At 45.5% G+C, this 25,304-nt stretch carries 24 protein-coding genes and 2 tRNA genes; 19 read left to right on the top strand and 7 right to left on the bottom strand.

The genetic code is table 11. The features are described 5' to 3' along the window. The first annotated feature begins 196 nt into the window (after positions 1 to 196). Both queG and ACBR23_RS12695 read left to right on the top strand, forming a co-directional pair. Entirely contained in the window at positions 197 to 1,132 is a 936-nt protein-coding gene (gene queG, locus ACBR23_RS12700; protein ID WP_371116127.1) for a tRNA epoxyqueuosine(34) reductase QueG, read from the top strand. A gap of 178 nt (positions 1,133 to 1,310) precedes the next feature. Further along, positions 1,311 to 1,943: an HAD-IA family hydrolase gene (locus ACBR23_RS12695; protein ID WP_371119013.1), complete on the top strand. Its 633-nt coding sequence runs from the start codon at positions 1,311 to 1,313 to the stop codon at positions 1,941 to 1,943. Between the two features lie 32 nt (positions 1,944 to 1,975). Here ACBR23_RS12695 and ACBR23_RS12690 read toward each other — a convergent pair whose 3' ends face one another. After that, entirely contained in the window at positions 1,976 to 2,164 is a 189-nt protein-coding gene (locus ACBR23_RS12690; protein WP_371116129.1) for a hypothetical protein, read from the bottom strand. A gap of 134 nt (positions 2,165 to 2,298) precedes the next feature. Continuing rightward, on the bottom strand, positions 2,299 to 3,621 hold the full coding sequence (locus ACBR23_RS12685; RefSeq protein ID WP_371116131.1) for an aconitase/3-isopropylmalate dehydratase large subunit family protein: 1,323 nt from the start codon (positions 3,619 to 3,621) through the stop codon (positions 2,299 to 2,301). Between the two features lie 158 nt (positions 3,622 to 3,779). Between ACBR23_RS12685 and ACBR23_RS12680 the strand changes: the two genes are divergently transcribed. Further along, positions 3,780 to 4,454 carry a lysozyme inhibitor LprI family protein gene (locus tag ACBR23_RS12680; RefSeq protein WP_371119012.1) on the top strand — a complete coding sequence of 225 codons (675 nt, stop codon included), beginning with the start codon at positions 3,780 to 3,782 and terminating at the stop codon, positions 4,452 to 4,454. Positions 4,455 to 4,704: 250 nt separating this feature from the next. Here the strand turns inward: ACBR23_RS12680 and sfsA are convergent, their stop codons facing one another. Continuing rightward, positions 4,705 to 5,433, bottom strand: a complete 729-nt coding sequence (gene sfsA / locus ACBR23_RS12675; RefSeq protein WP_371119053.1) for a DNA/RNA nuclease SfsA — start codon at positions 5,431 to 5,433, stop codon at positions 4,705 to 4,707. 170 nt (positions 5,434 to 5,603) lie between these two features. Here sfsA and murJ point away from each other — a divergent pair, with 170 nt between their 5' ends. Continuing rightward, positions 5,604 to 7,217: a murein biosynthesis integral membrane protein MurJ gene (gene murJ / locus ACBR23_RS12670; RefSeq protein ID WP_371119011.1), complete on the top strand. Its 1,614-nt coding sequence runs from the start codon at positions 5,604 to 5,606 to the stop codon at positions 7,215 to 7,217. Between the two features lie 545 nt (positions 7,218 to 7,762). Next, positions 7,763 to 13,354 (top strand): FG-GAP-like repeat-containing protein, encoded by a 5,592-nt coding sequence (locus ACBR23_RS12665; RefSeq protein ID WP_371119010.1) that lies wholly within the window; start codon positions 7,763 to 7,765, stop codon positions 13,352 to 13,354. A gap of 208 nt (positions 13,355 to 13,562) precedes the next feature. On the opposite strand, the gene ACBR23_RS12660 is transcribed toward ACBR23_RS12665, so the two are convergent. The 3 genes from ACBR23_RS12660 to moaC all read right to left on the bottom strand — a co-directional run bounded on the left by ACBR23_RS12660 (position 13,563) and on the right by moaC (position 14,800). Then, positions 13,563 to 13,868, bottom strand: a complete 306-nt coding sequence (locus tag ACBR23_RS12660; protein WP_341735369.1) for a DUF3181 family protein — start codon at positions 13,866 to 13,868, stop codon at positions 13,563 to 13,565. 64 nt (positions 13,869 to 13,932) lie between these two features. Further along, positions 13,933 to 14,190, bottom strand: coding sequence for a 2TM domain-containing protein (locus ACBR23_RS12655; protein WP_371116137.1), 258 nt, complete (start codon positions 14,188 to 14,190; stop codon positions 13,933 to 13,935). A gap of 88 nt (positions 14,191 to 14,278) precedes the next feature. Then, on the bottom strand, positions 14,279 to 14,800 hold the full coding sequence (moaC, locus tag ACBR23_RS12650) for a cyclic pyranopterin monophosphate synthase MoaC (protein WP_371119009.1): 522 nt from the start codon (positions 14,798 to 14,800) through the stop codon (positions 14,279 to 14,281). A gap of 78 nt (positions 14,801 to 14,878) precedes the next feature. Between moaC and ACBR23_RS12645 the strand changes: the two genes are divergently transcribed. Next, positions 14,879 to 14,952: transfer RNA gene (locus ACBR23_RS12645), tRNA-Arg, on the top strand. Between the two features lie 85 nt (positions 14,953 to 15,037). On the opposite strand, the gene ACBR23_RS12640 is transcribed toward ACBR23_RS12645, so the two are convergent. Next, on the bottom strand, positions 15,038 to 18,379 hold the full coding sequence (locus tag ACBR23_RS12640) for a DUF3987 domain-containing protein (protein ID WP_371120879.1): 3,342 nt from the start codon (positions 18,377 to 18,379) through the stop codon (positions 15,038 to 15,040). Between the two features lie 128 nt (positions 18,380 to 18,507). Here ACBR23_RS12640 and ACBR23_RS12635 point away from each other — a divergent pair, with 128 nt between their 5' ends. The 13 genes from ACBR23_RS12635 (at position 18,508) to bet (ending at position 25,300) form a co-directional block, all read left to right on the top strand. Continuing rightward, positions 18,508 to 18,786 carry a helix-turn-helix domain-containing protein gene (locus tag ACBR23_RS12635; RefSeq protein WP_371120878.1) on the top strand — a complete coding sequence of 93 codons (279 nt, stop codon included), beginning with the start codon at positions 18,508 to 18,510 and terminating at the stop codon, positions 18,784 to 18,786. Positions 18,787 to 18,805: 19 nt separating this feature from the next. Then, positions 18,806 to 19,255, top strand: a complete 450-nt coding sequence (locus ACBR23_RS12630) for a hypothetical protein (RefSeq protein ID WP_371120877.1) — start codon at positions 18,806 to 18,808, stop codon at positions 19,253 to 19,255. 99 nt (positions 19,256 to 19,354) lie between these two features. Beyond that, positions 19,355 to 19,588 carry a hypothetical protein gene (locus tag ACBR23_RS12625; RefSeq protein ID WP_371120876.1) on the top strand — a complete coding sequence of 78 codons (234 nt, stop codon included), beginning with the start codon at positions 19,355 to 19,357 and terminating at the stop codon, positions 19,586 to 19,588. Between the two features lie 215 nt (positions 19,589 to 19,803). Next, positions 19,804 to 20,055, top strand: coding sequence for a MerR family transcriptional regulator (locus ACBR23_RS12620; RefSeq protein ID WP_371120875.1), 252 nt, complete (start codon positions 19,804 to 19,806; stop codon positions 20,053 to 20,055). A gap of 2 nt (positions 20,056 to 20,057) precedes the next feature. Then, positions 20,058 to 20,612: a hypothetical protein gene (locus ACBR23_RS12615; RefSeq protein ID WP_371120874.1), complete on the top strand. Its 555-nt coding sequence runs from the start codon at positions 20,058 to 20,060 to the stop codon at positions 20,610 to 20,612. A 157-nt stretch (positions 20,613 to 20,769) separates the two neighbouring features. Further along, a complete protein-coding gene (locus ACBR23_RS12610; protein WP_371120873.1) occupies positions 20,770 to 21,066 on the top strand; it encodes a hypothetical protein in 297 nt (98 codons plus the stop codon). Continuing rightward, positions 21,056 to 21,694: a hypothetical protein gene (locus tag ACBR23_RS12605; protein WP_371120872.1), complete on the top strand. Its 639-nt coding sequence runs from the start codon at positions 21,056 to 21,058 to the stop codon at positions 21,692 to 21,694. Before ACBR23_RS12610 ends, ACBR23_RS12605 begins: the two co-directional genes overlap by 11 nt. Further along, entirely contained in the window at positions 21,691 to 21,924 is a 234-nt protein-coding gene (locus tag ACBR23_RS12600) for a hypothetical protein (protein ID WP_371120871.1), read from the top strand. The genes ACBR23_RS12605 and ACBR23_RS12600 overlap by 4 nt, the downstream gene beginning before the upstream one ends. Beyond that, positions 21,912 to 23,282 carry a hypothetical protein gene (locus tag ACBR23_RS12595; RefSeq protein ID WP_371120870.1) on the top strand — a complete coding sequence of 457 codons (1,371 nt, stop codon included), beginning with the start codon at positions 21,912 to 21,914 and terminating at the stop codon, positions 23,280 to 23,282. Before ACBR23_RS12600 ends, ACBR23_RS12595 begins: the two co-directional genes overlap by 13 nt. A 172-nt stretch (positions 23,283 to 23,454) precedes the next feature. After that, positions 23,455 to 23,631, top strand: coding sequence for a hypothetical protein (locus ACBR23_RS12590; protein ID WP_371120869.1), 177 nt, complete (start codon positions 23,455 to 23,457; stop codon positions 23,629 to 23,631). An 85-nt stretch (positions 23,632 to 23,716) separates the two neighbouring features. Continuing rightward, positions 23,717 to 23,790, top strand: a tRNA-Met gene (locus ACBR23_RS12585). A gap of 345 nt (positions 23,791 to 24,135) precedes the next feature. After that, positions 24,136 to 24,357, top strand: coding sequence for a hypothetical protein (locus ACBR23_RS12580; RefSeq protein ID WP_371120868.1), 222 nt, complete (start codon positions 24,136 to 24,138; stop codon positions 24,355 to 24,357). Beyond that, positions 24,347 to 25,300, top strand: coding sequence for a phage recombination protein Bet (gene bet, locus ACBR23_RS12575; protein WP_371120867.1), 954 nt, complete (start codon positions 24,347 to 24,349; stop codon positions 25,298 to 25,300). The genes ACBR23_RS12580 and bet overlap by 11 nt, the downstream gene beginning before the upstream one ends. The last annotated feature ends 4 nt before the right edge of the window (positions 25,301 to 25,304 follow it).

Below are 25,304 nucleotides of genomic sequence, written 5' to 3'. Positions count from 1 at the left end.
TTGTGATATTTGCGATTTTAGTGAAGTCGGGTCGTAGGCGAACCTCAATCCCCTTCCTTAGAATTATGTAACGTTTTTGACAAATTACAAATCAAATTTTTGAATATAAAGATTATGAAAATATTATAATTTTTGAGCCTAAATTTATCGCTCTTACTAGACTAATTGCACAAATTGTGATATCTTACTTTGTCTTATGAAAGCATTAATAAATAGTAATCTAATTAAGCAAAAATGCTTAGAGTTGGGATTTCACAAGGTGGGGATAGCCTTGGTAGACGAGGGGAATGATGAGGAGTCACAAAGATTGCAGGCATGGTTGGATCGAGGCTATCAAGGTGATATGGGATGGATGGCAAATCCGAAACGACAAGATATTCGCGCCCTGATGCCAGAAGTAAAGTCCTTAATATGTGTCGCCATCAACTACTACACGCCTCATCAACGTCCCGAAAGCCCGGAATATGCCAAAATTTCTCGCTACGGTTGGGGACGGGATTATCATAAAATCCTGCACAAAAAACTGAAGGTGTTGGCAGATTGGGTGCGATCGCAAGGTGAAGGCATCGAAGCGCGGTATTATGCTGATACCGGGCCAATTCAGGACAAAGTGTGGGCGCAACGGGCTGGGATTGGCTGGATTGCCAAAAATGGCAACGTAATTTCGCGCGAATACGGTTCTTGGGTATTTTTGGGTGAAGTTTTGACCAATTTGGAGTTAGTCTCAGATGTGAGTCATACTCAACATTGCGGTACTTGCACTCGCTGCATTGATGCCTGTCCTACGGAGGCAATTACTGAGCCTTTTGTCGTTAATGCCGATCGATGTATAGCGTATCATACGATCGAGAATCGAGCCGAAAAATTGCCAGACCAAATAGCATCTAATTTACAAGGTTGGGTAGCAGGTTGTGACATTTGTCAAGATGTTTGTCCTTGGAATGAGCGTTTTGCTAAACCAACAGATATGCCAGAATTTGAGCCTTATCCTGAAAATATAGCGCCGACACTGACGGAATTAGCAGAAATTTCTGATGAAGAATGGAACCGGAGATTTACAGCTTCGGCATTGCGGCGAATTAAACCGGAAATGCTGCGACGAAATGCGAAGGCAAATCAAATAAATAGTTAGTTGTTATTGGTTATTTGTTAGTTGTTATTGGTTATTTGTTATTTGTTATTTGTTATTGGTTTTTGATTGTTGGTTGTTGGTTGTTGATTGTTGGTTGTTGATTGTTTGTTTGTGGTTTTTTATTGGTTCCAATTACTAATATCAAATTTTTCTGCCCCATGCCCACAACGTATTTTAAATGCTGAAAGTAATTATTTTTGATTTTGACGGTACTTTAGCAGATACAATCGATCTTCTGCTCAGTATTACCAACCGTTTGTCAGTGGAATTTGGCTTTAAGTCTGTAACAAAAGAAGAACTTGCTAAACTGAGCAATTTAAATGCTTGGCAAATCTTGAATTACTCTGGGATTTCTGTTTTTAAATTACCGTTTGTGATTAGAAAATTAAAAGCAAATTTACGCAAGGAAATTTACCAAATTCAACTCTTTCCGGGAATTACAGAAGTTTTATTAGAGTTAAAAAACCGAAATTTTATCCTAGGTATTATTACTTCTAACTCTAGAGAAAATGTTTTAGAATCTCTGAAAAAAAACGGTTTGGAAGGCTGTTTTGATTTTATTGATTCTGGGACAACTTTCGGCAAACACAAAGTTATTTATAGATGGTTAAAACGACATGAATTCCATCCTGAACAAGTGGTTTATGTCGGAGATGAAGTTAGAGATATAGAGGCGGCTAAAAGAACGGGAATTAAAGTAATTGCTGTAAGTTGGGGTTTTAATTCTCAGTCAGCTTTGGCTGCACATTATCCCGATTTTTTGATTGAACATCCCCAAGAATTGATAGGAATCATCGATAAATGGGAATAATGTAATGCTATTTTTCTAAATATTACAAAAAGTTAAGTAGTGAGAACTTTGTGGGCGATCGCTTGAAAAGCTCGATGGAGCCTGATATAAAAATGAATAGCAAAACTTGTTTGTTCCTTCAAAAAATTAGAGTAGCTTATGTCAGCTTTAGAAACTTTCTTGACTTTTAGTTTGGCTTCAACCTGTGCAGTAGCAGTTTTAGCAACTTGGTTACGCTTCAATAACCCATCTTCCGATGCTCAACGCGGGTAGAGCATCAAAAATATAGCAAGAATTGTACTTGCTTTTATCATCGGTTACATGAATTTGGTAAGGTGCGCGATGCGCACCTTACCTCAAGTTTTTAGTAAACTTTCTAACACAAGAATTCCCGCGGGTCCGTGACATATCCAGTCAAAGCAGAGGCTGCGGCTGTATAAGGCGAAGCGAGATAAACTTGAGCTTCCTTATTTCCCATCCTACCTGGGAAATTTCGGTTGGTTGTAGACACGCAAATTTCGGGTTCGTTCATCCGCCCAAAAGTGTCTTTTGGCCCGCCTAAACAAGCGGCGCAAGAAGGTGCTGCTGGTTCGATGCAGCCGGCGGCTAAGAAGATTTCCGACAGGGTTTGACCATCGTATTTGGTGGTAAACATATCTTCGTAAACTTTCTGAGTTGCTGGCACTAAATAAGTCGGAACTTTGACTTGATTTCCTTTAATAATTCGCGCTGCATTCAAAAAGTCGGAGGTTTTGCCGCCGGTGCAGGAACCGATGTAAACTCGATCGATCTTGACATCGCGACAATTCCGTGCTAAATCCCGGTTGTCGGGAGAATGCGGTTTGGCGACTACGGGTTCTAATTGGGTGACATCGTAGGTGCGATCGCTATAAAATTTAGCATTGTTATCGCTGCAAAATACATCAAAGGGCACATTAGTCCGAGCACTGACGTAATCCAAGGTTGTTTTGTCAGCGGCCACCGTGCCGTTTTTGCCACCACCTTCTATCACCATATTGCACAGCGTCATCCGTTCTTCCATGGTCAAACGCTCAACAGTATCGCCGCCAAATTCCATGGCGCGATAGTTGGCACCGGCGACGCCAATATCACCAATAATTTGCAAAATCAGGTCTTTTGCTAACAAATAATCGGGTAATTCACCGTTGAAGATAAACCGCATGGTGGCCGGAACTTTGATTAACAGTTTACCGGTTCCCAAGATAAAAGCTGCGTCTGTATTGCCGATGCCGGTGGCAAATTGTCCGAAAGCGCCGGCATTGCAGGTGTGGGAATCTGTACCGAATAAGACTTCGCCCGGTCGTGTGTGTCCTTCTTGGGCGAGGGCGATGTGGCAAACGCCTTTGTAGTCGGGATTTGCTTTAAAGTTCGATCGATCCGTGATGTCGTAAAAGTATTTTATCCCTTGTTCCTGTGCAAAATCCCGCAGAATATCGACGTTGCGATTAGCCCGTTCATCGTTGGTGAAAATATAGTGGTCAGGAATTAGCACGATTTTGTCGGGATTCCAGACTTTAGCATCGTCGCCGAATTCCTTTTTGAATACGCCAATAGTGCCGGGGCCGCAAACATCGTGGGTCATCAATACATCGGTTTCTACCCAAATGTTTTCTCCTGGCTCAACTTTGCTGCGCCCTGATGCTTTGGCTAATATTTTTTCGGTGAGAGTCATTCCCATAGTGCGATCGCCTTTTTTTTGATTAGATGCTACATATTGTAATTGTAAGCGAACCATTCGTAGTTACTGAAAGTACAAGTTAAAGAAATAGCAAAATATCCGGTTTGAGTCTGGATGGCTGTGTAGTCTCGCTTATCTCTGAAATTAGAGGGCTTTATATGAAATTGTCAAAATTGTTATTGGGAACCAGCCTCAGTTTAGCAACATTTATCGGTTTGAGCACAAAGGCGATCGCCACGAATCCTCAAAATTTTCCTCAAACCTATGTAGCACAGCAACCTAATTGCAAAAATCCCCAAACTCAAACCGAGTTAAACATTTGTTCGGGAATAGACTATCGGCGCGCCGACCAACAACTCAACCAAGTTTACAATCAAGTTCGCGGTCTTGTTTCTGCGAGTCATCGCCCCCAACTAATTCTAGCACAAAAAGCTTGGATTTCCTTTCGCGATGCCGATTGCAAATTTGCCCAAAGTGCATTTGCAGGTGGCACAATAGCACCGTTAATTACTAATAACTGTCGGACAGATTTGACTAAAAAGCGGGTCTCGGAATTGAACAGTTATCTACAAAACCAGATGCCTCAGCCGAAAAGTCGCAATTATCAAACAGTCGATCGCAAATTAAATCAAGTTTATCAAAATACGATCGACAATCTTTCTGTCTCCCGTCAATCTCAACTCAAGATAGCACAAAGAGCCTGGATTAGTTTCCGTGATGCTAACAGCAAATTTGAGAGTTATCTATCTAATGGTGACAGCAAACTTTCCTTGATTCGGATGACCGAAGATAGAACTCAAGATTTAGTTAATTTTTCCCAGCAAGGTCGTTAGAATATTGGGAATTGGGCATTGGGAATTGGGCATTGGGCATTGCTAATCCTTAGTGATAACTTAACATCAAACCAACGGTATTTCTTGTTTGTATTTAAGTCTAGATCCCCCCTAGCCCCCCTTAATAAGGGAGGGACAAGAAATCTTCTCAAAGTTCCCCTTATTAAGGGGGATTTAGGGGGATCTAGACTAGACTGAAAGCGACATTTATTATGGGTTTCAGTTTTAAGTTATCACCATTCCCAATTCGCTATTCCCCTAGATTCAATTTTGCCAATCCCAAATAACGAATACCTTCCGGTGTCACATCAAACCGACAAGGCAAAATCTCTACACCTACATTTATAGCCTGTCTGAACAATTCTCCGTAAAGGCGATCGGCACTATCCCCAGGCGCAAAATCAGTACAATCTCCACGATTAATAAAATACAGCATTACAGCCCTAGAACCCAGCCGCACCACTTCCATCAATTCCCTCAAATGTTTTTGTCCCCTCTCAGTAACTGTATCAGGAAATAGAGCTAATTCTTCCTTAGCCCAAGTTGTATTCTTGACTTCTAAAAAAATAGGAGTTTGCTCACCAGTTAGCCAAAAATCTACCCTACTTTTTTTATCTTGACCATACACAACTTCCGGTTGAATAACACTGTAATTACCCAACTCAGGAAACAATCGCAATTGCAAAGCTAACTTAATCACTCGATTGGGCAATCCCGTATTAACTCCCACCCAAGTTGGTACAGTATCGCACACTTTAATTAATTCCCAAGTATAAGCTAACTTGCGTTTAGGATTATCGCTGGGAGATACAAAAACGGGATTACCGGGAAGATAAACATCAGTCATCGGGCCAGTATTCGGACAGTGGGCGGTGATAATTTCTCCCGAATCTAGTTCAATGTCTGCAAAAAATCGCTTGTATCGTTTAATTAAAATACCCGGCAACAGAGGTGGATAGGTGTAAATAAAATCGCTCATCATTTATCGCTAATTAGTGATTTGTTGGCAGTCATCAATATACCAGTCATCAGCAAAATGTGTAAGTCCTAGGTAATTGATAAGAGATTTTTTATGAATTCATGGTACTATAGTCAACATTTCCGATTAAACTAAGTGAAACCTTTCACTGTTAGCGTTTTTAACCCTTTGTGTCCCAATTACAGAAACCCTCTCGTTCCCTAGCTGGAATTGCCGGCATTGTCGCAGTCGCCACTTTGATTAGCAAAGTCTTTGGCTTAGTGCGCCAAATCGCGATCGCCGCAGCCTTTGGAGTCGGTGTCGCCGTCGATGCTTACAACTACGCCTACGTCATCCCCGGTTTCTTATTTATTTTACTCGGAGGTATAAACGGGCCGTTTCACAGCGCGATCGTCAGTGTTTTAGCCCGTCTGGATAAAAAAGAAGCAGCACCTCTAGTTGAAACTATCACCACTTTAGTCGGTGGTTTGCTACTGTTAGTAACAGTCGCTTTAATTATTTTTGCCGATCCGATGATCGATTTGGTAGCACCGGGATTAAGTAGAACAGCAGAAGGTTTAGAAATAAAAGCGATCGCCATTCAACAATTTCGGATCATGGCACCGATGGCCTTACTTTCAGGCTTGATCGGCATCGGTTTTGGTACTCTTAATGCTGCCGATATGTACTGGCTTCCTTCCATCAGCCCCTTATTTTCCAGCGTTGCACTAATCGGCGGTTTAGGACTTCTGGCGCTACAACTAGGAGACAAAATTATTCAACCAGAATACGCACTAATGGGTGGTTTAGTATTAGCTTGGGGCACTCTCGCCGGAGCAATTTTGCAGTGGTTAGTGCAACTGGTAGCCCAGTGGCGTGCAGGTTTGGGAAAATTGCGTTTGCGGTTTAATTTTAAACGTCCTGGAGTCAAAGAAGTAGTTAAGGTAATGGTTCCTGCTACTTTATCATCAGGAATGTTACAAATTAATGTCTACACAGACCTATTTTTCGCATCCTACATCCCTCAAGCTGCATCTGCGATGGGGTATGCGGGCTTGTTGGTAATGACACCTTTAGGCATCATTTCTAATGTAATTCTCGTGCCATTTTTGCCAATATTCTCTCGCCTCACGGAACCCGCAGATTGGCAGGAATTAAAAGATAAAATTCGTCAAGCTTTGATTTTAACTGCCCTGACAATGATGCCATTGAGCGCTTTAATGGTGACACTGGCTAAACCGATTGTGCGGGTTGTTTATGAACGCTATGCTTTTAGTCAATCAGCTTCTGAGTTTGTCACACCGATATTGATGGCTTACAGTATTGGAATGTTTGTGTATTTAGGGCGGGATGTTTTGGTGAGGGTATTTTATGCTTTGGGAGATGGAGAAACGCCTTTTCGTGTCAGTATTATCAATATTTTTCTGAATGGATTGCTGGACTATTTGTTAGTAGGGGCTTTTGGTGCGCCCGGATTAGTTTTGGCGACGGTGGGAGTGAATATTGTTTCGATGATTATGTTTTTGTACTTATTAGATAAAAAGCTGGGCGGCTTGCCTTGGGGGGAGTGGAGTTTGCCATTTCTGGGATTAGCTTCTGGGAGTTCTCTCACGGCTTTTGTGGCGTTGGCGACTCTGCAAGGATGTCAAAGAGTTTTGGGTACAGAAGGTTTGGTAATTCAATTGGTGGAGTTGGGTGTCGCAAGTTTGGCTGGGCTAGGAGTTTTTGCGGTGTTTGTTAGTCAGATGAAATTGCCGGAAGTTGATATGTTTGTCGATCGCCTTCGGGGACGTTTTGGCAAATAGATATCGGAAAATTATCTGGTTTCTTTAGCAAAATCGGACACGGCAATGCCGTTTCTCTACCCCAAAATAATCATCAGCACTCGATGAGAGATTTCACCATCGCCCGATTTATTTTCGGGAAACGGCACTGCCCATTGGTGTCAACAAACACGTTAAACCGACATTCCGGCAGGGGTTTAAACCCCTGCCTCAAAGCGCAAGTCCTCTCAAAGAGGACTAAGAAGAAGAATTTTTCAACTCATTAGTCCTCTTTTAGAGGACTTTAGCTATAAGAGGGGGGTTTGAACCCCGGTTGGACTCAAAGCTTAAGATAAATTTGCGTAAAATACCAACTCAATATAAAGACTTGTAAATAAACGATCTAAAGCACTGACAGTACGATCGCACCCTGCTAAGCTCCTAGTATTTAAAAGCTTAGGGTGTCATCCGCTACGAAATAGAAATACGACCGATCGCAAATCGAATCGGGCGATTCCCTTCGGGATAGCTTCGCTTCACGCATTTTGCATTTAAAAAATCAGTAATTCTACTGAAAGGAAAAACCGATGAACACCCTAACTAAACTTAACAAAAAAAATCCCTTTGTGGGTTCCACTAGCAACCAACTAAGCTCGATCGCCATCCTTGACCCCACAGTACCAGAGAGCGATCGCATAGCCGACGGCATCAAACCAGATACAGCCACCTATATACTCGAAAATAAGACCGATGCGATCGAGCAAATCACCACATTCCTAGCTCAGCATACAGGCATCGAATCGCTACACATCATCACCCACGGTAGCCCCGGCAAGATTTACTTAGGCACAACAGAACTCAACAGCAGCAACATCGAAAACTACAGCCAACAGTTGCAACAGTGGCGAAACAGTTTCACAGCCAACGCCAGCATCATCTTGTATGGCTGTAACGTAGCAGCCGGGAAATCCGGGCATCAATTCCTGACTCAACTGAACCAACTCACAGGCGCAAACATCGCCGCTAACTCCCAACCTACAGGTAATAGCAAACTCGGAGGCACCTGGGACATCCCCCAACTCATCCCCCCATCGAACCAAAAGCCCAAACTTGCGATCGTAGAAACCACCCTCAAAACCTACAGTGGCGTGCTAGGCTTCGCCCCCAAAGTTGACTTCACTACTGGCAATAACCCCAGATCCGTCAGTATCGGCGACTTCAACGGCGACGGTAAACCAGACTTAGCTGTGGCGAACCAGAACAGCACCAGCGCCTCCATCCTCATCAACACCACCGCCACAGGAGCCACCGCCCCCACTTTCTCCCCCGAGGTCCCCTTCACAACAGGCACTACCCCCGTCTCCGTCAGCATCGGCGACATCAACGGCGACGGTAAACCAGACTTAGCTGTAGCGAACCTCAACAACGGCACCGCCTCCATCCTGCTCAATACCACGCCCACCGGAGCCACCACCCCCACCTTCGCCACCAAAGTTGACTTCGTAAGCGGTACTGGCCCGGAATCCGTCAGCATCGGCGACATCAACGGCGACGGTAAACCAGACTTAGCTTTAACGAACCTCAACAACGGCACCGCCTCCATCCTGCTCAATACCACTGCCACAGGAGCCACCACCCCCACCTTCGCCACCCCAGTTGGCTTCCCTACTGGCAGTAACCCCTTTTCCGTCAGCATCGGCGACATCAACGGCGACGGTAAACCAGACTTAGCTGTGGCGAACAACGCCAGCACCAGCGCCTCCATCCTGCTCAACACCACCGCCACCAACGCCACCACCCCTACTTTCGCCACCAAAGTTGACTTCCCTACTGGCACTAGCCCCTTTTCCGTCAGCATCGGGGATATCAACGGCGACGGTAAACCAGACTTAGCTGTGGCGAACAACGCCAGCAGCAGCGCCTCCATCCTGCTCAACACCACCGCCACAGGAGCCACCACCCCCACCTTCGCCACCAAAGTTGACTTCCCTACTGGCACTACCCCCTTTTCCGTCAGCATCGGGGATATCAACGGCGACGGTAAACCAGACTTAGCTGTGGCGAACGCGGGCAGCACCAGCGCCTCCATCCTGCTCAACACCACCGCCACAGGAGCCACCACCCCCACTTTCGCCCCCAAAGTTGACTTCACTACTGGCCCTGACCCCTACTCCGTCAGCATCGGCGACATCAACGGCGATGGGAAACCTGACTTAGCAACGACGAACGTCGGCAGCAACACCGTCTCCATCCTGCTCAACACCACCCCTAAAGTTACTGCTGTCACCGCCACCACCCCTGACGGCAGCTACGGCGTCGGTGCAATCATCGCCATCACCGTCACCTTCGATCAAAATGTCACCGTCACCGGCACACCCCAACTGCAATTAGAAACAGGCACAACTGACCAATTTGCCAACTACGCCTCTGGTAGTGGCACTACAGCCCTCACCTTCAACTATGTAGTCCAAGCAGGAGACGCCTCTGCCGACTTAGAATATCTCGCCACAAATGCCCTCACTCTCAACGGCGGCACGATTAAAGATAATTTGGCTGTGGATGCCATCTTAACTCTTCCCGCTTTAGCCTCAGCACAATCTTTAGGTGGTAGCAAAGCCATAGTTATCGATTCCACGATAGTTGATAACATTGCACCCACAATTGCCTTAACATCAACTTCAGCAACCACAGTCAACGCACCATTTAGCGTCACCGCTACCTTTAGTGAAAATGTCACTGGGTTTGATAATACTGATATCACCGCAGCCAATGCTATTGTCGGTAATTTTGTCACAGTTGATGCGAAAACCTACAAATTTGATGTCACTCCCAGTGCTAGTGGTAATGTCACAGTTGATGTCCTGGCGGCTAAAGCTACGGATACTACGGGTAATAATAATACCGCTGCAACTCAACTGACTCGCACTGCTGATTTTACCCCACCCACAGTTGCCTTAACATCAACTTCCGCAACAACAGTCAACGGTTTATTTAGCGTCACCGCTACCTTTAGTGAAAATGTCATTGGGTTTGATAATACTGATATCACCGCAGCCAATGCTACTGTCGGTAATTTTGTCACAGTTGATGCGAAAACCTACAAATTTGATGTCACTCCCAGTGCTAGTGGTAATGTCACAGTTGATGTCCCGGCGGCTAAAGCTACGGATACTGCGGGTAATAATAATACCGCTGCAACTCAACTAAATCGTACCGCTAATATTACGTTACCAATTCCAACTCCAATTCCGATTCCAACACCCACGCCACCTCCAACACCCACGCCACCTCCAACACCCACGCCACCTCCAACTCCAACTCCGATTCCAATTTCGGTCCCAACGCCACCTCCAATTCCAACACCAATTCCAATTCCAACTCCAACTCCACCTCCAACACCCACGCCACCTCCAACACCAACTCCGATTCCAACTCCAACTCCGATTCCAATTTCGGTCCCAACGCCACCTCCAATTCCAACACCAATTCCAATTCCAATTCCAACTCCAACTCCACCTCCAATCCCAACACCTACGCCAACTCCAACGCCACCTCCAACTCCAACGCCAATTCCAACTCCAATTCCAACTCCAATTCCAACTCCGATTCCAACTCCAACGCCAATTCCAACACCCACGCCAACTCCGATTCCAACACCACCTCTTGACAACCAACTACCCATTGTCAATAAACCAATATGGGATCAAAGTCGTGCTACTGGATTTTCTAGCAATACCGCTTTTGTCTTTGCTTCTGACACATTTATCGCTCCAAATCCGGGCAATACTATTACCTATACAGTCACCGCCCTAGATAATAATACTGTCGCCGAGGGACAAGATTATATTTGGACGCAAGGCACAAATGGCGGTCAATACAAGCGGAAAACCGAAAATGCTTCCGTAACTACTATTCCGGGAATATTTGACGGGCCGAATGCTGCGCTAAAATTTGACCCCACTACCCGGACTCTCAGTCAAGTAGCAGGAAATAATTTATTTTTACCGCAATGGGTAGAAGTTAAAGCTACTAGCAGTAACGGTAAGAGTGTCAGTGAATTATTGCATCTTCAAGGCTGGAACTACACGGGTTTTGTGATTGACGACTATATTGCCGGTGCTAATGTCTTCTGGGATGCTAACAAAAATGGCATCGCCGATCCGAACGAACCCAAAGGGACAACTGACGGTAAAGGTGCATTTGGTTTTGATATTCCTTTCAGCACTTTTGACACGAATAAAAATAATAAACTCGATCCCAGTGAAGGTAATTTAGTTGCTTTTGGTGGTACTGATATCGGTACAGGTTTACCCCTAGAAACTCCCCTCAAATCCACACCAGATGCCACAGTAATTAATTTACTGACTAGCATGGTAGCTGAATTAGCCGATCGCGGTTTAACCGTGAATGAAGCCAATGCCAAAGTCACTAGCGCTTTCGGTATTCCCAGCAACATACCGCTGAATTATCTCGATCCGATCGCAGCTACTCAAAGTGGACAACCGGGTGCTAAAGCTGCATTAACGGCGATGCTGGTAGCCCAAAACTCGATCACTCAAACGGCGGGATTAATTGAAGGTGCAAGTAATCTGACTCTGGGTGATGCTGTTAAGCAAATAGTTAGCACGATCGCCGATCGCATCCAAACCGGAACCTTAGATTTCACCAAACCTGAACAACTGGCGGATTTAATTGGAAAAGTGGGCGATCGGGTAAAGGCGATCGATCCTAATTTTAACGCCCAAGAGATATCAGTGGCGGCACCAGCACTAGCCCAGGTAATCGCAGCATCTAATCAACGGATCGTTAGTGCGATCGCGACTAATACCGATCTGACACAACTGCAAAAACAAGTAGCAGTAGTCCAAAAAGTTGCTTTAGGTGCAACTACTGAAGACTTTAAAGCATTTGGTGCCGGTCAAAAAACCCTTGATTCTCTAGTTGCAGAAAACACGGGTACTGCGTTAGACGCACAAATTTTGAATGGTGGTAATACAACTCCAACACCAGTCACAACTCCAATACCAGTCACAACTCCAACACCAGTCACAACTCCAATACCAGTCACAACTCCTACACCAGTCACAACTCCTACACCAGTCACAACTCCTACACCAATAACAACTCCAACGCCAGTCACAACTCCTACACCAATAACAACTCCAACGCCAGTCACAACTCCTACACCAATAACAACTCCAACGCCAACTCCAACACCAACTGATACACCAACTCTAATTCCAACTGATACGCCAACACCAACAACAACTCTCACAACACCAACAACAACTCTCACAACACCAACAACAACTCTCACAACACCAACTCCAACTCCAACAACAACTCTAACAACACCAACTCCAACTCCAACAACAACTCTAACAATAACAACTCCAACACCAACTCTAACAACAACTCCAACACCAACTCCAACTCCGATCGCACTACCGACACTTTCAGCAACAGGGGAAGTACAAATTGCGATCGCAACGCCAAAACCATCGGTATCAAGTAACGTGCGATCGGGTTTACCAGAAAACACCCGATTAGGAGATGTTTACCTACTAACAGATGGCAACGATACCAGCATCCCAGCAGCAGCATTAGGTTTAACCATATTTGCTCTCTCTGGTAACGACGCATTAACAGGTTCAGAATCAGCAGATATCTATTTTGGGAATCAAGGAGAAGATACTCTAGTGGGTGGAGGTGGTGACGATCAACTATTTGGCGGCAAAGGTTCAGATGCGATCGATGGCGGTATTGGCAACGATTTTTTGAGTGGGAATAATAACAACGATATCCTGCTAGGTGGTGATGGCGATGATACCTTGCGCGGTGGTAAGCAAGATGATATCTTATCAGGCGGTGCTGGTAACGATCTCCTGAATGGCGATTCCGGTTTTGATATCCTCACAGGTGGCGCAGGAAATGATAACTTTGTATTACAAGATACGGCTACGGAACTATCTCAAGCCGATCTGATTACTGACTTTACATCGAACGATAAAATCAAGTTGATTGATGTCACTTTCAGTCAACTAACTTTTGAGTCAATTAGTGTGGTTTTAGATGGTGCAACTGCTGTATTATCAACCGCAATCAAATCTGGGAATGACTACTTGGGAGTGGTTTATAATCTGAATCCAACGGCTCTCAAGAGTAGCTCCTTCTTGTAAGAAATGAAAAGTGCGATCGCCCTTTCGATCAAAAAAGATAACAAAGGGCGATCGCACTTTATGGATACTCAAACAGTCTTCATTCAGGAATTCACCCTAACCTTTCCCTCAATTCAGTAGCCGATAACTATCGAAATTAATATTACCCGACATGAGGAGACGGCAGTGCCGTCTCCTCTATATCATTCCGGTTGCACCAGAATTGATATCACATCTTCCGCTGAAACTCCTCCAAAACATCCATCAACTGAACTTGACACTGCATCGGAATCAAATCAGCTAACGGCACTTCCCGCTTCCCAGCACCTAACTTAACGGGAATACTTTGCAAAACTTGTGCAACTCTGTCGGCATCTAAATTGCCATCTTCCAGCAAGGAATAAAGTTGTTCAGCCACCACCTTATCGAGGTGGGCATCTTTCAGATATAAATGCCACTTAGCAATGTCAATATAGACATTTTCGCCGATTTCGGCTGCTAAGGATTCGATCGCCCTTGTCGTAGTATTAGCCATATTAAAAACCCAAAACTTAATTTGTTATCATTCACAACAGTTAACAAATCGCCGACAACTCCCTTCAACCAGAATCTTTAGTTAGGGGCGAATAATCGGCGATCGCAAAAATGTAAATCGCGTGGGCCAACACTAACAGTGCCCACCAACCAGTTACCGAAACTGCCCAAGGCCAATCAGCCTTCTGCAAATTGTGAATAAACCATAAACCCGAATTAGAAGCCGAAAAAAGACCTACGTGAATGGCAAAATTCATCCGATCATCTAAACGGCGGTATTCTGGATCGTTGCGATCGGGTTTACGGGGCCAACGAGGAGGCATAGTTTTTCACTGTATGTTAGTAGTTCAGTGCCTATTCTAAGCATAAATGCAGCATTTTGAATGCTGCATCCCTCTCCCGACAGAAAATTCATGCCTCTAAATTCTGATAATCGCCAGATTTGCCACCAGTTTTACTCACAAGTCGAATTGATTCAATGACGATCGACTTTTCTAAACCTTTCGCCATATCATACAAAGTCAGCGCCGCCACCGAAACCGCCGTCAGCGCCTCCATTTCCACCCCAGTTTCCGCCTTAATTTTCACCGTAGCCCGAATTTCATACCCCGGCAACTCAGCATCCGGTATCACCAGCACCTCCACACTACTCAGCGGTAGAGGATGACACAGAGGAATCAAATTCGCCGTCTGCTTCGCCGCCATAATTCCCGCCAAGCGCGCAGTACCCAACACATCACCCTTGGGCGCATTCCCAGCTTCAATCGCCGCGAAAGTCTCCGGTAACATCCGCACCCTCGCAGCCGCCACAGCTTGACGCGCTGTAGCCACCTTAGCTGAAACGTCCACCATTTGGGCTTCACCGCTATTATTGAGGTGAGTTAGCTGTGGGCGATCGGGCAATTTAGAAAAAGTTTGCGAAAGGTCTTGCATTATTTTGAAAATGGTGTTACTGTTAGATTCTGTGGGAAAAGAACTTAATCAATCTTAGATTAAATCTGGACTTAACAGGGGCTTGTAGCTTAGTTGGATAGAGTGCATGGCTACGAACCATGAGGTCGGGGGTTCGAATCCCTCCAAGCCCACTAGCTTACAGACTTTTTAGTTAACGATGATAAAGAGTCTGTACAAGAATCGTACAAATTTGGGTGTGTTGAACTGGCAAAATGGTTAACTCAGTGCATCCCGAATTTCCTCGACCGCATCCCAATCCTTCAAACTTTCCAGCAGCGCGATCGCCCTTTCGACATTCTCAGATAAAAATTGAGCAGCATAGCTGACTACCGCTGCGGGCCCGTCATCCAGTGCCGCTACCAGGCCATCGGTTATTTTCTGGATAGTTACTTCCAAGGAATCGGGTTCCGTCACTTCGGGTGACTCCGCTGCCAGCAATTCTGTGAAAATTTTCTGTGAGGCATCCCCCAGGGCTTCCCAAACTTTTTTGCGATCAGCCGCACCGGCGTCGCAAACATCTTTCAAAATTCCCCGCACGTCCTTAGCAAATTCTGCGTCCTTTTTTGCGACAACCGCTTGAAGCATCTCCAAAAGTTCAATTTCGTCAACATTTAGAGTCGAACTGTCATCACTGTCATCAACTGTCATCAAACTGTCATCAAACTCTAATGCTTGCGGTGACTGAGTTTGAGCTTCTACTGTCATCAAATGACAAAACTGTATATCTTCTAAATTTTTAGAATTTTCCACAGAATTTAAAACAGACCCGTCAATAAGGTGCTCGGAGGGGGGACTCACGCGAGGCTCAAAATTTTCCGAGACATATACTTTTGTCATTTGATGACAGTCTATATCGGAATCCTTACTGTGACTGGGTTTGGAACTGTCATCAACTTGATGACAGTTGATGACAGTTGATGACAGTCCAGAATTTAGAGTAAAAATTTTCTTATTTCCAGCTTCCTCAAAACTTCCGAAACCGGCAGCGGCAATTTCTCTCAAAAGTTTTGCAGCGGTTGCGGTTGTCATTTTTTTACCTTCTACTGCAATTCTCTGAAATCTCGATCGGCATAAATCGCGAGTAGAAATTTGACCGCCCGACTGCCGGATAAATTTGAGGATATCCAGCAGTAGACCCTCTAGTGGCTGTTGCTGAGCACTTTTGGACTGGAGAAGTAAAAACTGGGAACAGTAGAACTGGGAGAGCCTCATAGCCTTACGCATCGTTTCAGCGCTGACGTCGGAAGGTAATTCTGTGGCTGCTAGATTTTCCAGACAGTGAATCACGATCGCGAAGCGACCAACATAGGAAATTTGCTTTCCCAAAAAATAGGAGTAAGCGGGATTGCTGTCGAAATTTGCGTTTTGAGCGCTGCGTAAATTTTCCCAATAACTCCAAAATATTTCCGATGTCGCCGGCGGCAGTGTCAGCAAAGTCTCAGGCAACCGCTGCAAATTTTCTATTACTGATTTAATGGCATCGTAGACATTGACCCGAACCGTCGGACGCTGAGCAAAATTGTCCGGGATAGATGCAATCGCCGGAAGGAACCGAGAAAGCATCCCGTCAGGGTCACTGGCAACGTTAAAAATCTTACGAGCAACGTCCGGCTGAATTGTACCGGTTAGTGAGAGAGTCTGCGACCTGAAGAAAAAGCTGGCATTCAAATCAACCCGATCGACACTTCCCCGTAGTGGCTTGTTCCAAGCTTTCAGAATAAATTGGCGCTGGCCACCTTTTCCACCGGTGAACTGATCGAAGCTCTCAAACAATCCTGCAAGTTCATCTTGTAACAACAGGCAGCCGTGCTTAGATTCTTGCTCTGCTATTCGTTTGGTCAACGCTTGAGCTGATGCCTCATCTAGTAGCCATTTTTTGGGTTTGCAATATTTTTCCTGGTAAATGCGCGGGTTTTCATCACTCTCGGCTTTTTCAGCCTTCTGCTCCTTCGGCATTGATTTCCAAGCATCTTCCAACTGCACAAGCTCGATCAACGCCTCATCCAATCGTTCTTGTTCGGCATCCTGCATTTCCTGCAATGGCTCCACCAAAGTGCCTTGAGTTGCGGATTTTCCGGTACTGGGATGGCCAATATCAGCCGTGAAAAAAATTGGATATTCTATGTGGCTATCTTTGACCGTGTACCCTTTCTTGAGCTCAATTCCGATTCTGCCTCCGAGTGTTGTCCCAACCACGGGCAAAAGGCTTTGCAGGATTCGGACCGGATCAACGCGATCGCTTTCAGCTTTACTCAAGAGTGCCTTGGCTAGCGCTGGCGGGAAAATTTCATGCAAGTTGATTTGAGTCTTCTCAATTTGATAGAGACGTTGAAAATTTTCTCTAGATTCGATCAATGCCCAATCTAAATCTTGCTCATCCTGACGCAGTGACAGAATTTCTCTAAAATCCTTGGGAGATAACCCGGCACGTTTGGCTGCTGCGATCGCCCCAATAATCTGGTTTGTTGGCGTGAGTTCTTCTTCTAGTAGGTTGTCGGCGTACTTTATAATTTCTGTAGCGGGTTCCGGCTCTGGTGCGTAAGTGGCGGGGTGCTTCAGTAAATTATTCGGTTTTAGATTTTGGGAATTAGATTTTGGATTTTGAGATTTGGGCTGAAAGTCTGGCATCTGTACCCCAACTTTGTGTGCCAACTCTCGCACCACTTCGACGAATTCTTTCCCGGTCGGGGAGCTGGTGCCGCCTTTAATCTGATGCAGGAATTGCACGGGCCCGCCACCGACACCACAACCAAAACATTTAAAAAGCTTGGTGTCCGCTGTGACGGAAAAACTGGGAGTTTTTTCATCATGGAAAGGGCACAGGCCTTTGAGATTCCTGCCAGACTTTTTAAGTGCTACCCAGTTGCCGTAAAACTTCTCAGCATCCAGATGGGGTAGAATTTGATTCTCTAAAATATCAACCAGACTTTTTTCTTCACCTATATATATAGTGCTTTTCTCGATTGGTTTTTCCGGCAACGTTACTGCTGGAGATTCGCGCATCAAGTCGAGAATAAAATCGGGGCAAGCTGCGATCGCACAATCACTCTTTTCCCAGTAATAAGGCTTTTTTGTGTCGGGGTGGATGCTGGGCGGTAAGGTGCTGCATTGATTCCAACGAAGCTCCAATTTGTCCCCATTGGGCAATTCGATTTTTTGAGGTTTCAGCCCCTCCCACTTCTCAGGCACCACATCTAAGAGAATTTGAAAGTGCCCATCTCTGCCGGAAGTCCAGCGCGGGGTTTCTGGTAAACCTTCACCACCACTGAACTCCAAATATTTGTCAAAAGCTGTGGGTCCGTCGAAATCGATCGCCATCAGGCCGTCGGAAAGCGGGCCGGTAATAACTGATATGCCAGTCCACTTACAGCGCTTGCCTTCGTGGTTGGTTTGCGATCGCACAGCTTCAATTAGCGTATCGCGATCCAGCTTCTGCGACGACCACTGAGGCCAAACATTTTGTTTTCCCACGCACGGGGTGAGAGCCCAATCTGGGGGCATTTGGGCTATGGCATCCGCAAGGGTTTTGCCGAGATTCGGGCTGTGATTGCTATTCATGGTTTGGCTAAATAAGCGGTAATTTACCTGAGTTTTGTGCCTTGTGATGAGCGATATTGAAGGGAAGCGGTAGGTCTAGCGTGGCTTCCAGCCCTACCGCCCAGTCGTCTACCAGGAAATATTGCTATTTGCGTATTGCGCAAATTAGTCAACTCAATTATACTATGACAAGAACCGGAAAAAAGCAACAAGTAACGCCTGTGGAACTAAGAAAGAAACTGGGGCTTACCCAGAGAGAAGCAGCAAAAAAATTAGGAATTAGGGAATCTACCTTAAGTAACTGGGAAACCGGCAAAGTCCCTCATGTCCCCCCCTCTGTTATTAAAAAAATGATGGAGCTCTATGGCTGCACCCTTGATGAATTGATAGAAATTTTTGAGGGTGCGCCAGCGAGAACCATTAGTTAGCAAAAGCCTGAAAACAATAATGATGACCAACGAAACTGACGAAAAAACACTCGAATATCAGCACAAAACCGAAGCGCTGTATGCTGCTGATAATTTCAAAAAGCGTTTCTATCCGGCGGACCCATTTGATGAAGGGGCTTGGACTTCGATTACTTCGGTCGGAACTGAAGTAATCATCAAGTGCATTCAAGCCGAGAAAGAGATTGAAAGTCAAGGCGATTCTTTCTGGCTTTCCACAACTACCGACGACTATCCTATGCCTCTCCTTCGGTTGAATTCTCAGTGGGTTGAGGAGTTGACAGCCAGAAAAGTAGCAATTCATCGCTATGTTACTGCCGTCGTTACTGGTGACATTTCTGTGATCGCTGATTGCAGAAAACAAATCGAAGATTCAGATGATTTGCAGCTCAAACAAGATTTGATCGAAGCGGATGAAATTCTAAATTTAGAGCCCGCCGACATGGATTAATTGTGGATAGCGCGGTCAACTAGAGTCAAAAAAAACCGCCCTGCTGTACTCAAAACTCAGGGCGATACCATTCTCAATTCAGGACTACAAACTAAACTTATGACAACAAGTCTAGCAGATAAGGTGTTCGTACCAGAAATTGTCGAACCCGAAGAATTCAGCCCTGTAGATTTACTCTGGCTAGCTCAGGGAAAGTTTGGCTGGACGGTCTACAATTTCGCTGATGTATTCGGCTGGCGGTACGAAACCATTTACAAGTGGACATACGGACAGAAACCAAGCAGGCAAGCTCGAATTCGGGCTGCTACCCTCAAGAAAATGTGGGGGATTTAAGTAAGAAAAAACCCCGCAACCTTTGAGAGATTGCGGGGTTTTTTCTAGGATGTTTAGTTGACTTCACTCATTAATAAGACTAGCTATTTTACCATTTACCCCTCCCCGGCGAGGGGTTTATTGTTGGTGTTGTTCGGGTGCGGAATCATTGAGCGTAGCACCGCACCCGCTACCCAGTCCGCAACTATTCAACACTAAAGGAGCAATTTAAAGATGTGAAATCGGTCAACTGCGACCATTACCGGACTAAATCGGAAATTCTGGCAGAGTTGGAAATCTCGGAAACGACATTGAGAAATTACAGAAAATTACTCACCGAATCCGCACCCGAAGAATTTCAGCATCAGAATCACGAGAAAGTTTATAGCCCGGAAAGTTTCGCAGCTCTCTGTCGAGTTGCTCAACTTTATCGCCGGGGTCTAAGCAAGCAACAAGTCAAAAATATACTCATCAAAGAAGGAATCTGAAAATGGAATTTATCAAAAGTCTGGCCCAGCAACTCCAAGTTACCCCTGGCCGCATTACTACAATTACAAAGGCACTCTTCAATGAAGAAAAAAGCAGCTTTACCCCTGAAGAAGTAGCTCAAGTAGCTGGAGTTGTGGGAATTATGAAGACTCGCAGCGAACGCTCAGTTGTCGCAGCGGCTAAAGCTTACAAAGAAGGAATTGCCGCTGAAATTCGCTCCAACCCCCGCGAACAAGTGGCTACAAATTCAATCGCTGTTGTTGGCAAGGAATTGGGAAATGTTGCGATAGCTCAGGAAGATTTGGCGATCGCAAGAATGCGGGCAGTTAAACGCGCCGTGGCCATCCGCGAAACAGAAAATGATGTATTAGCGCAACTCCTAGACGGAGGTTTCTGCCTCAGCGACTTGCCAACTGAAGTGTCACAAATTTTGGAAGCCTCGCAGGACAGGGTGTTGGAGGCGGCGCTGGGAAAACTCGATTATGCCGGGAATTTCTTGCCGGCATTGGCTCAGTCAGGGGCGCCAATGATGTTGTCAGCGGCAGTAGCCGAATAAACAACGATCGGCTGCTGATGTTTCTAATTTTGTCAGCAGCCCAAAACCAAAAAATTCAGGAGAATCAAGAAATGCTCGACTTTATTAAATCACTGTGGCGAGAAATGCGTCAACCAATCGTTGCAACCGTTCCCCTGTATGCGCTGGTGATGTTTTAATGCAAAACCAAAGAGTACACCAACAACACCCAATTTTCAACCTAGAAACTGGTGGCACCGTGGTGGTTTCTTCACCGCCACAAGTGCAGCCATCTATTAAAAAAGTTTCATTGGTTTTCGGTGCTGGACTTCTTTTTCTCGGATTGGTCGCGGGGATTGCGATCGGAACAATTGGCGCAGACCGGAGAGTTGCGGATGCTCAGGATTCACTGAAGCTTGAACAGTTGCAACGACAAGCTATGCAGTCAAAGATTGATAAATTTTGCTCAGAAAACGGAGGGCAAGATGGCAAGTGACGACTTTTTTACAGCAATGTTGGCTGGTGATGCTCAGAATAGTTTTGATGCGGAGCTGAATATCGGACAATCTCAGGGCGATCGCCTTCTAGGAAGTCTGGGAGTCCCAACCGGACGGCTAACTGATGAAAGTGTCGCAGCTTTCGAGAAAGCCACTGAGAACGAAGTAGCTCAACTCGCTTTACAACGGAAGTTAACCGGAGCTACGAAAATTTACACCAATGCGATCGCCAAAATTGCAGAGGAGGAAAATAAGCGCCGGGAACAAGGGATTCTCACACAGCAGAAGCTGAATGAATTGAAGGCAGAAGCAGCAAAAGCTTGGGCGAAATACCAGTCCGCAACTCAAGTTTTGATGACTCAAACCCGAAACGATGTGAATTTGACAGGCTTCAAAACTGCCAAGGAAATCGCCTATCAAAATCAAATTCACCTACTAGCCCAAGAAAAGGAAGAGGCTCGGTATGCGGGTAGGCTTCAGCAGGCAGAAGCCCGTCACCAAGGATTCCTGTCAAGTTTGCGAGAAAATATAGCTGCGTCGATCGCTAAATTTAGAGGTGATTCGCAGTTGCCACAGGGTCAGCAGAAAGTTTTTGGAATTTTTGAAGCGAAGAAGGAGAGGGCGTGAACTCTAAGATTTTAATTTTTACGGGCTGGCTAGTGACTGGATGGAATGCCGCACTTTTGCTAGCCCTTTTTATTAAGTATTCTCCGGCGCTTCAGTTAGGCGCACTATTTGCGGTTTTGGGATTTTGGGCGATCGCTCTGGTCATTGCATTTTTCGCCCCCAGTACCCGCCCGTGGTTGGCTTTGGTTTCTGTAATTATCCTTTTAGGGGGGGTAGTATGGCTGCTTTAGATATTCGATCCGATCGTATCCTATGGGGAATCGCCAACTTGACGGCGGGTGCATTGTGCATCCCCTTTTGTTATGGGCTTTCGAGCGCCGACTTCACCTCATTCAAATTTTTGAGTGCAGCTCTTGGTGTCGGGGCCGGCATAAATTCCATCCGATTAATTACAGAGCACGAACAGGGGGCCGGGGTGCGATCGGCGTGGCGAACTTCATCAGAAATGGTAAGCGGTGCCTGGATTGAGCAAATTGCACAATCGAACTTACCGCCAATTTATCAGGTCCCGGTGCATCAGCCAGTCAGAGAGCAATTTGCCACTGAATATTTACCAGGACCTCCACAGATCCAAATGTCAGCACCGCCAGAAAAGGAAAATTTACCCGACGGCGATCGCACAAATTATGAAAAAATGCCAGGGCTGAGTTGGTATCCTTCGATCCTGATTTATGGAATTCCCGGTGCTGGGAAAACAACTTTCACAGAGGAAGAGGTTCGGAAGAGATTAGCGGCCGGCCACCGGGTGATTGTTCTCGATCCTCATGCAGCTTTTGGGCAATGGGAAGGTTGTGAGGTTGTGGGTGCCGGTATGGATTATGCGGCGATTGATGCGAAAATGGTTTTGTTTGAAGAGGAAAACAAGCGACGTTACAAACTTCGAGAAACTCAGGCTAATCCCAAATTTGAGCCTTTAACAATTCTTGCTGAGGAATTTACTAACTGGAGTACCCGGTGCAAAAATAGTGGTGAGCATTTCAAAACCGTAAATTCTGATATTCGCAAAGTTGAGTGTTATTCAATAATTGTCACCCACACGCGCACTTTAGCAGGGTTAGGCGATGCCAAAGGGTTTGCTTCACTCAGGGACGAGTCAATGCTCGAAGTGGAAATATTAGGCGATTATAATCCGGTAACTGAGAGAGCAACACCGAGGTTTGAGGCATTGGTTAAAATGCCAGGACAGGCGTTGAGCGATCGGACTTTGGTGAAGATCGAGAGGCACTCTGACAAGCTTTCACAGCAACCGATCGAAGCTTCCGATAGCACACCAAGAAGTTCGATCGAAGCCTTCCAACTGAAATCGAAAAGCTCTGGAAGCCCTGGTAGAATGCCGGGTCTAGAGTTAGAAGCTATTTTAGCTAAAATCTTGAACAGTAGCGGAAGCCTCACGGTTTACGGCTGCGAATGGGGGGTGTCAGATGCTAAAAAGTTTGAGCTAGCGAGATTAGTTATTGAGCGAGAGTTGAGGACAGAAAAAAGAATTTTACACCTTTGGGGTATCAAGTCGGGCGGCACTAATCACTATAAGTATGTAGAAGCTCGACAATACCTTGATCGTTTAATTGAAGAAATAAGTAATCAGTGAAGGGGAAATTAGCTAATTTACCCTTGGCGACAAATTGATGGTATAATAAAATTAAGCGATAACGAGTTTTTTACATTTGGTGTGCGGGCAACTATTGGCTAAAGTAGTTGCTTTTTTTTTGCAATTGCGTGATACACTCTTAATTGTAATTAGTTGAATAACAGGATTAACTATGCAGGCGATTATCGAATATTTGAAGACTCAGAAACAACGGCAAGATGCACTGGCTGCTCGTATTACCATTTTGGAAGATGAAGAAACTCGCGAACAAGAGGCGGATGCCGAATTTTCTCGCGAACTTGAAATCTTGCTAGCCGAAATCAACGGCACAGAACCTTTGCCTGTATAATGGAATTGTAGTGATTCACGATCGCCTTTTGCATGGCGATTCATAAAAAATGCAGGCGACACCCAAGTCGTTAAAATGGGGCCATGCCGGGGGTGAGCGGTGGACGCTCGACAGTCTCATAAGCTGTACAAGATGGTGGTTCGATTCCACCCCCCGACTTTTGTTAAGCCACAAGCTTGCATGGAAGCTGCAAGCTTATCGCAAAATTCCTGCGAATTGGCACTTTGACCGCTTCGATGCGTTTTAGAAAATGGAATTTTCATGAGTTTGCAGCTTCACGGGTGGTCAATTCAGCCTTTCAGGTTGGCGCCTGGGAGGCTGAATTTTTTTGGCAAAAATCTGTATTGGCACATGACAGTTTTTAGAGCTTGCGACTTGCGCAATCCGCAAATTATATGTAAACTAACGGCATAGCCAAAAAAAACCGCCCACATTCAGGGATAGCAGCCTGAAAGACCAAAGACCTGCTGGCGGTTCGGCTCAGTCAATCTCACCAACCCACTCATGAAAATCAAGCTCACAGCCTACGACGGAACGGTTAGAGAAGCCAATATCGCGACAACAAAATTGACAGCCCCCAGTGTGATTGCTTGGAACGGTAAATTTTTCGCCCTCAATACCTTCCATGCAAAAATCACCAATGACAACACCTTGCTGTACCGCCAGTGCAGAGGTGAAAGCCTGAACAATATTGAATTAGTAGAGGTACCTAACGATGACCTCTGATATTGTTCCAGTCCAGCAGCGCCCAGAAATCACCTTTAACGATTCACAGGTGCGATTGCTAAAAACTACGATTCTCGACAGCGAGACAACCAATGACGAATTAGCATTATTTTCCTTAGTTTGCTCTCGGACCGGACTAGATCCGTTCGCAAGGCAAATCTACGGAATTCGCAGAAAGGGAAAATTAACCTTTCAGACTTCCATTGATGGCTACCGACTAATTGCCGAACGCACCAAAAAATACGCCGGCTCTGATGATGCAATTTTTGATGAAGGCTTGAATCTGTATCAGCATTTCCAAACCGATCGCAAACAGCCAACAGTCGCCACTGTAACAGTTTGGAAATTAGTAGATGGCACTCGTTGCCCATTTACCGCTTCTGCTAGTTGGGTTCAGTATTCCCAAGCCTACAACGGAAAGCTAACAGACACCTGGGCGAAGATGCCACATCTGATGCTTAGTAAATGTGCCGAAAGCTTGGCTCTGCGAAAAGCCTTCCCCGCTGAACTTTCGGGGATTTACACCAGTGAGGAATTCCCGGCAGAGCAAGAATCTTTTGATCGTCAGCCTTTACCTGCGAAAACCAGTCAGCCAACAAAGCAGACATCTCGACCTATTGAGGTTCTACCGCCAACAACCATCAACACTGTCGGTGCAAAGTTACTCCAATTGTGCTGGACTAACTTTCAAATCCAGAATTGCTTAACAGTTAATTTCAACAAAATCAACGTCGCCGAATTAACCGACGACGAAGTGCTGGATTTTCTTGATTACTTGACCTTGTTTGATGAAACCTCGGCAGAGGTTCGGCGACTTAAATGGACGCCGGAACAAGGTAAAAAAGTTCTCAAGTTTCAATTTAGCGTTGAAACTCGCAATAACCTCACTTTCAAACAGCTTGGGGAATTTCTAGAATTCCTTAAAACTCAACAACCTGCGTAATTTA

This window comes from Microcoleus sp. (genome assembly GCF_041354475.1).
Taxonomy (GTDB): Bacteria; Cyanobacteriota; Cyanobacteriia; order Cyanobacteriales; family Microcoleaceae; genus Microcoleus.
The sequence above is the reverse complement of the archived record's forward strand: the minus strand, read 5'-3'. Positions and strand labels throughout refer to the sequence as shown.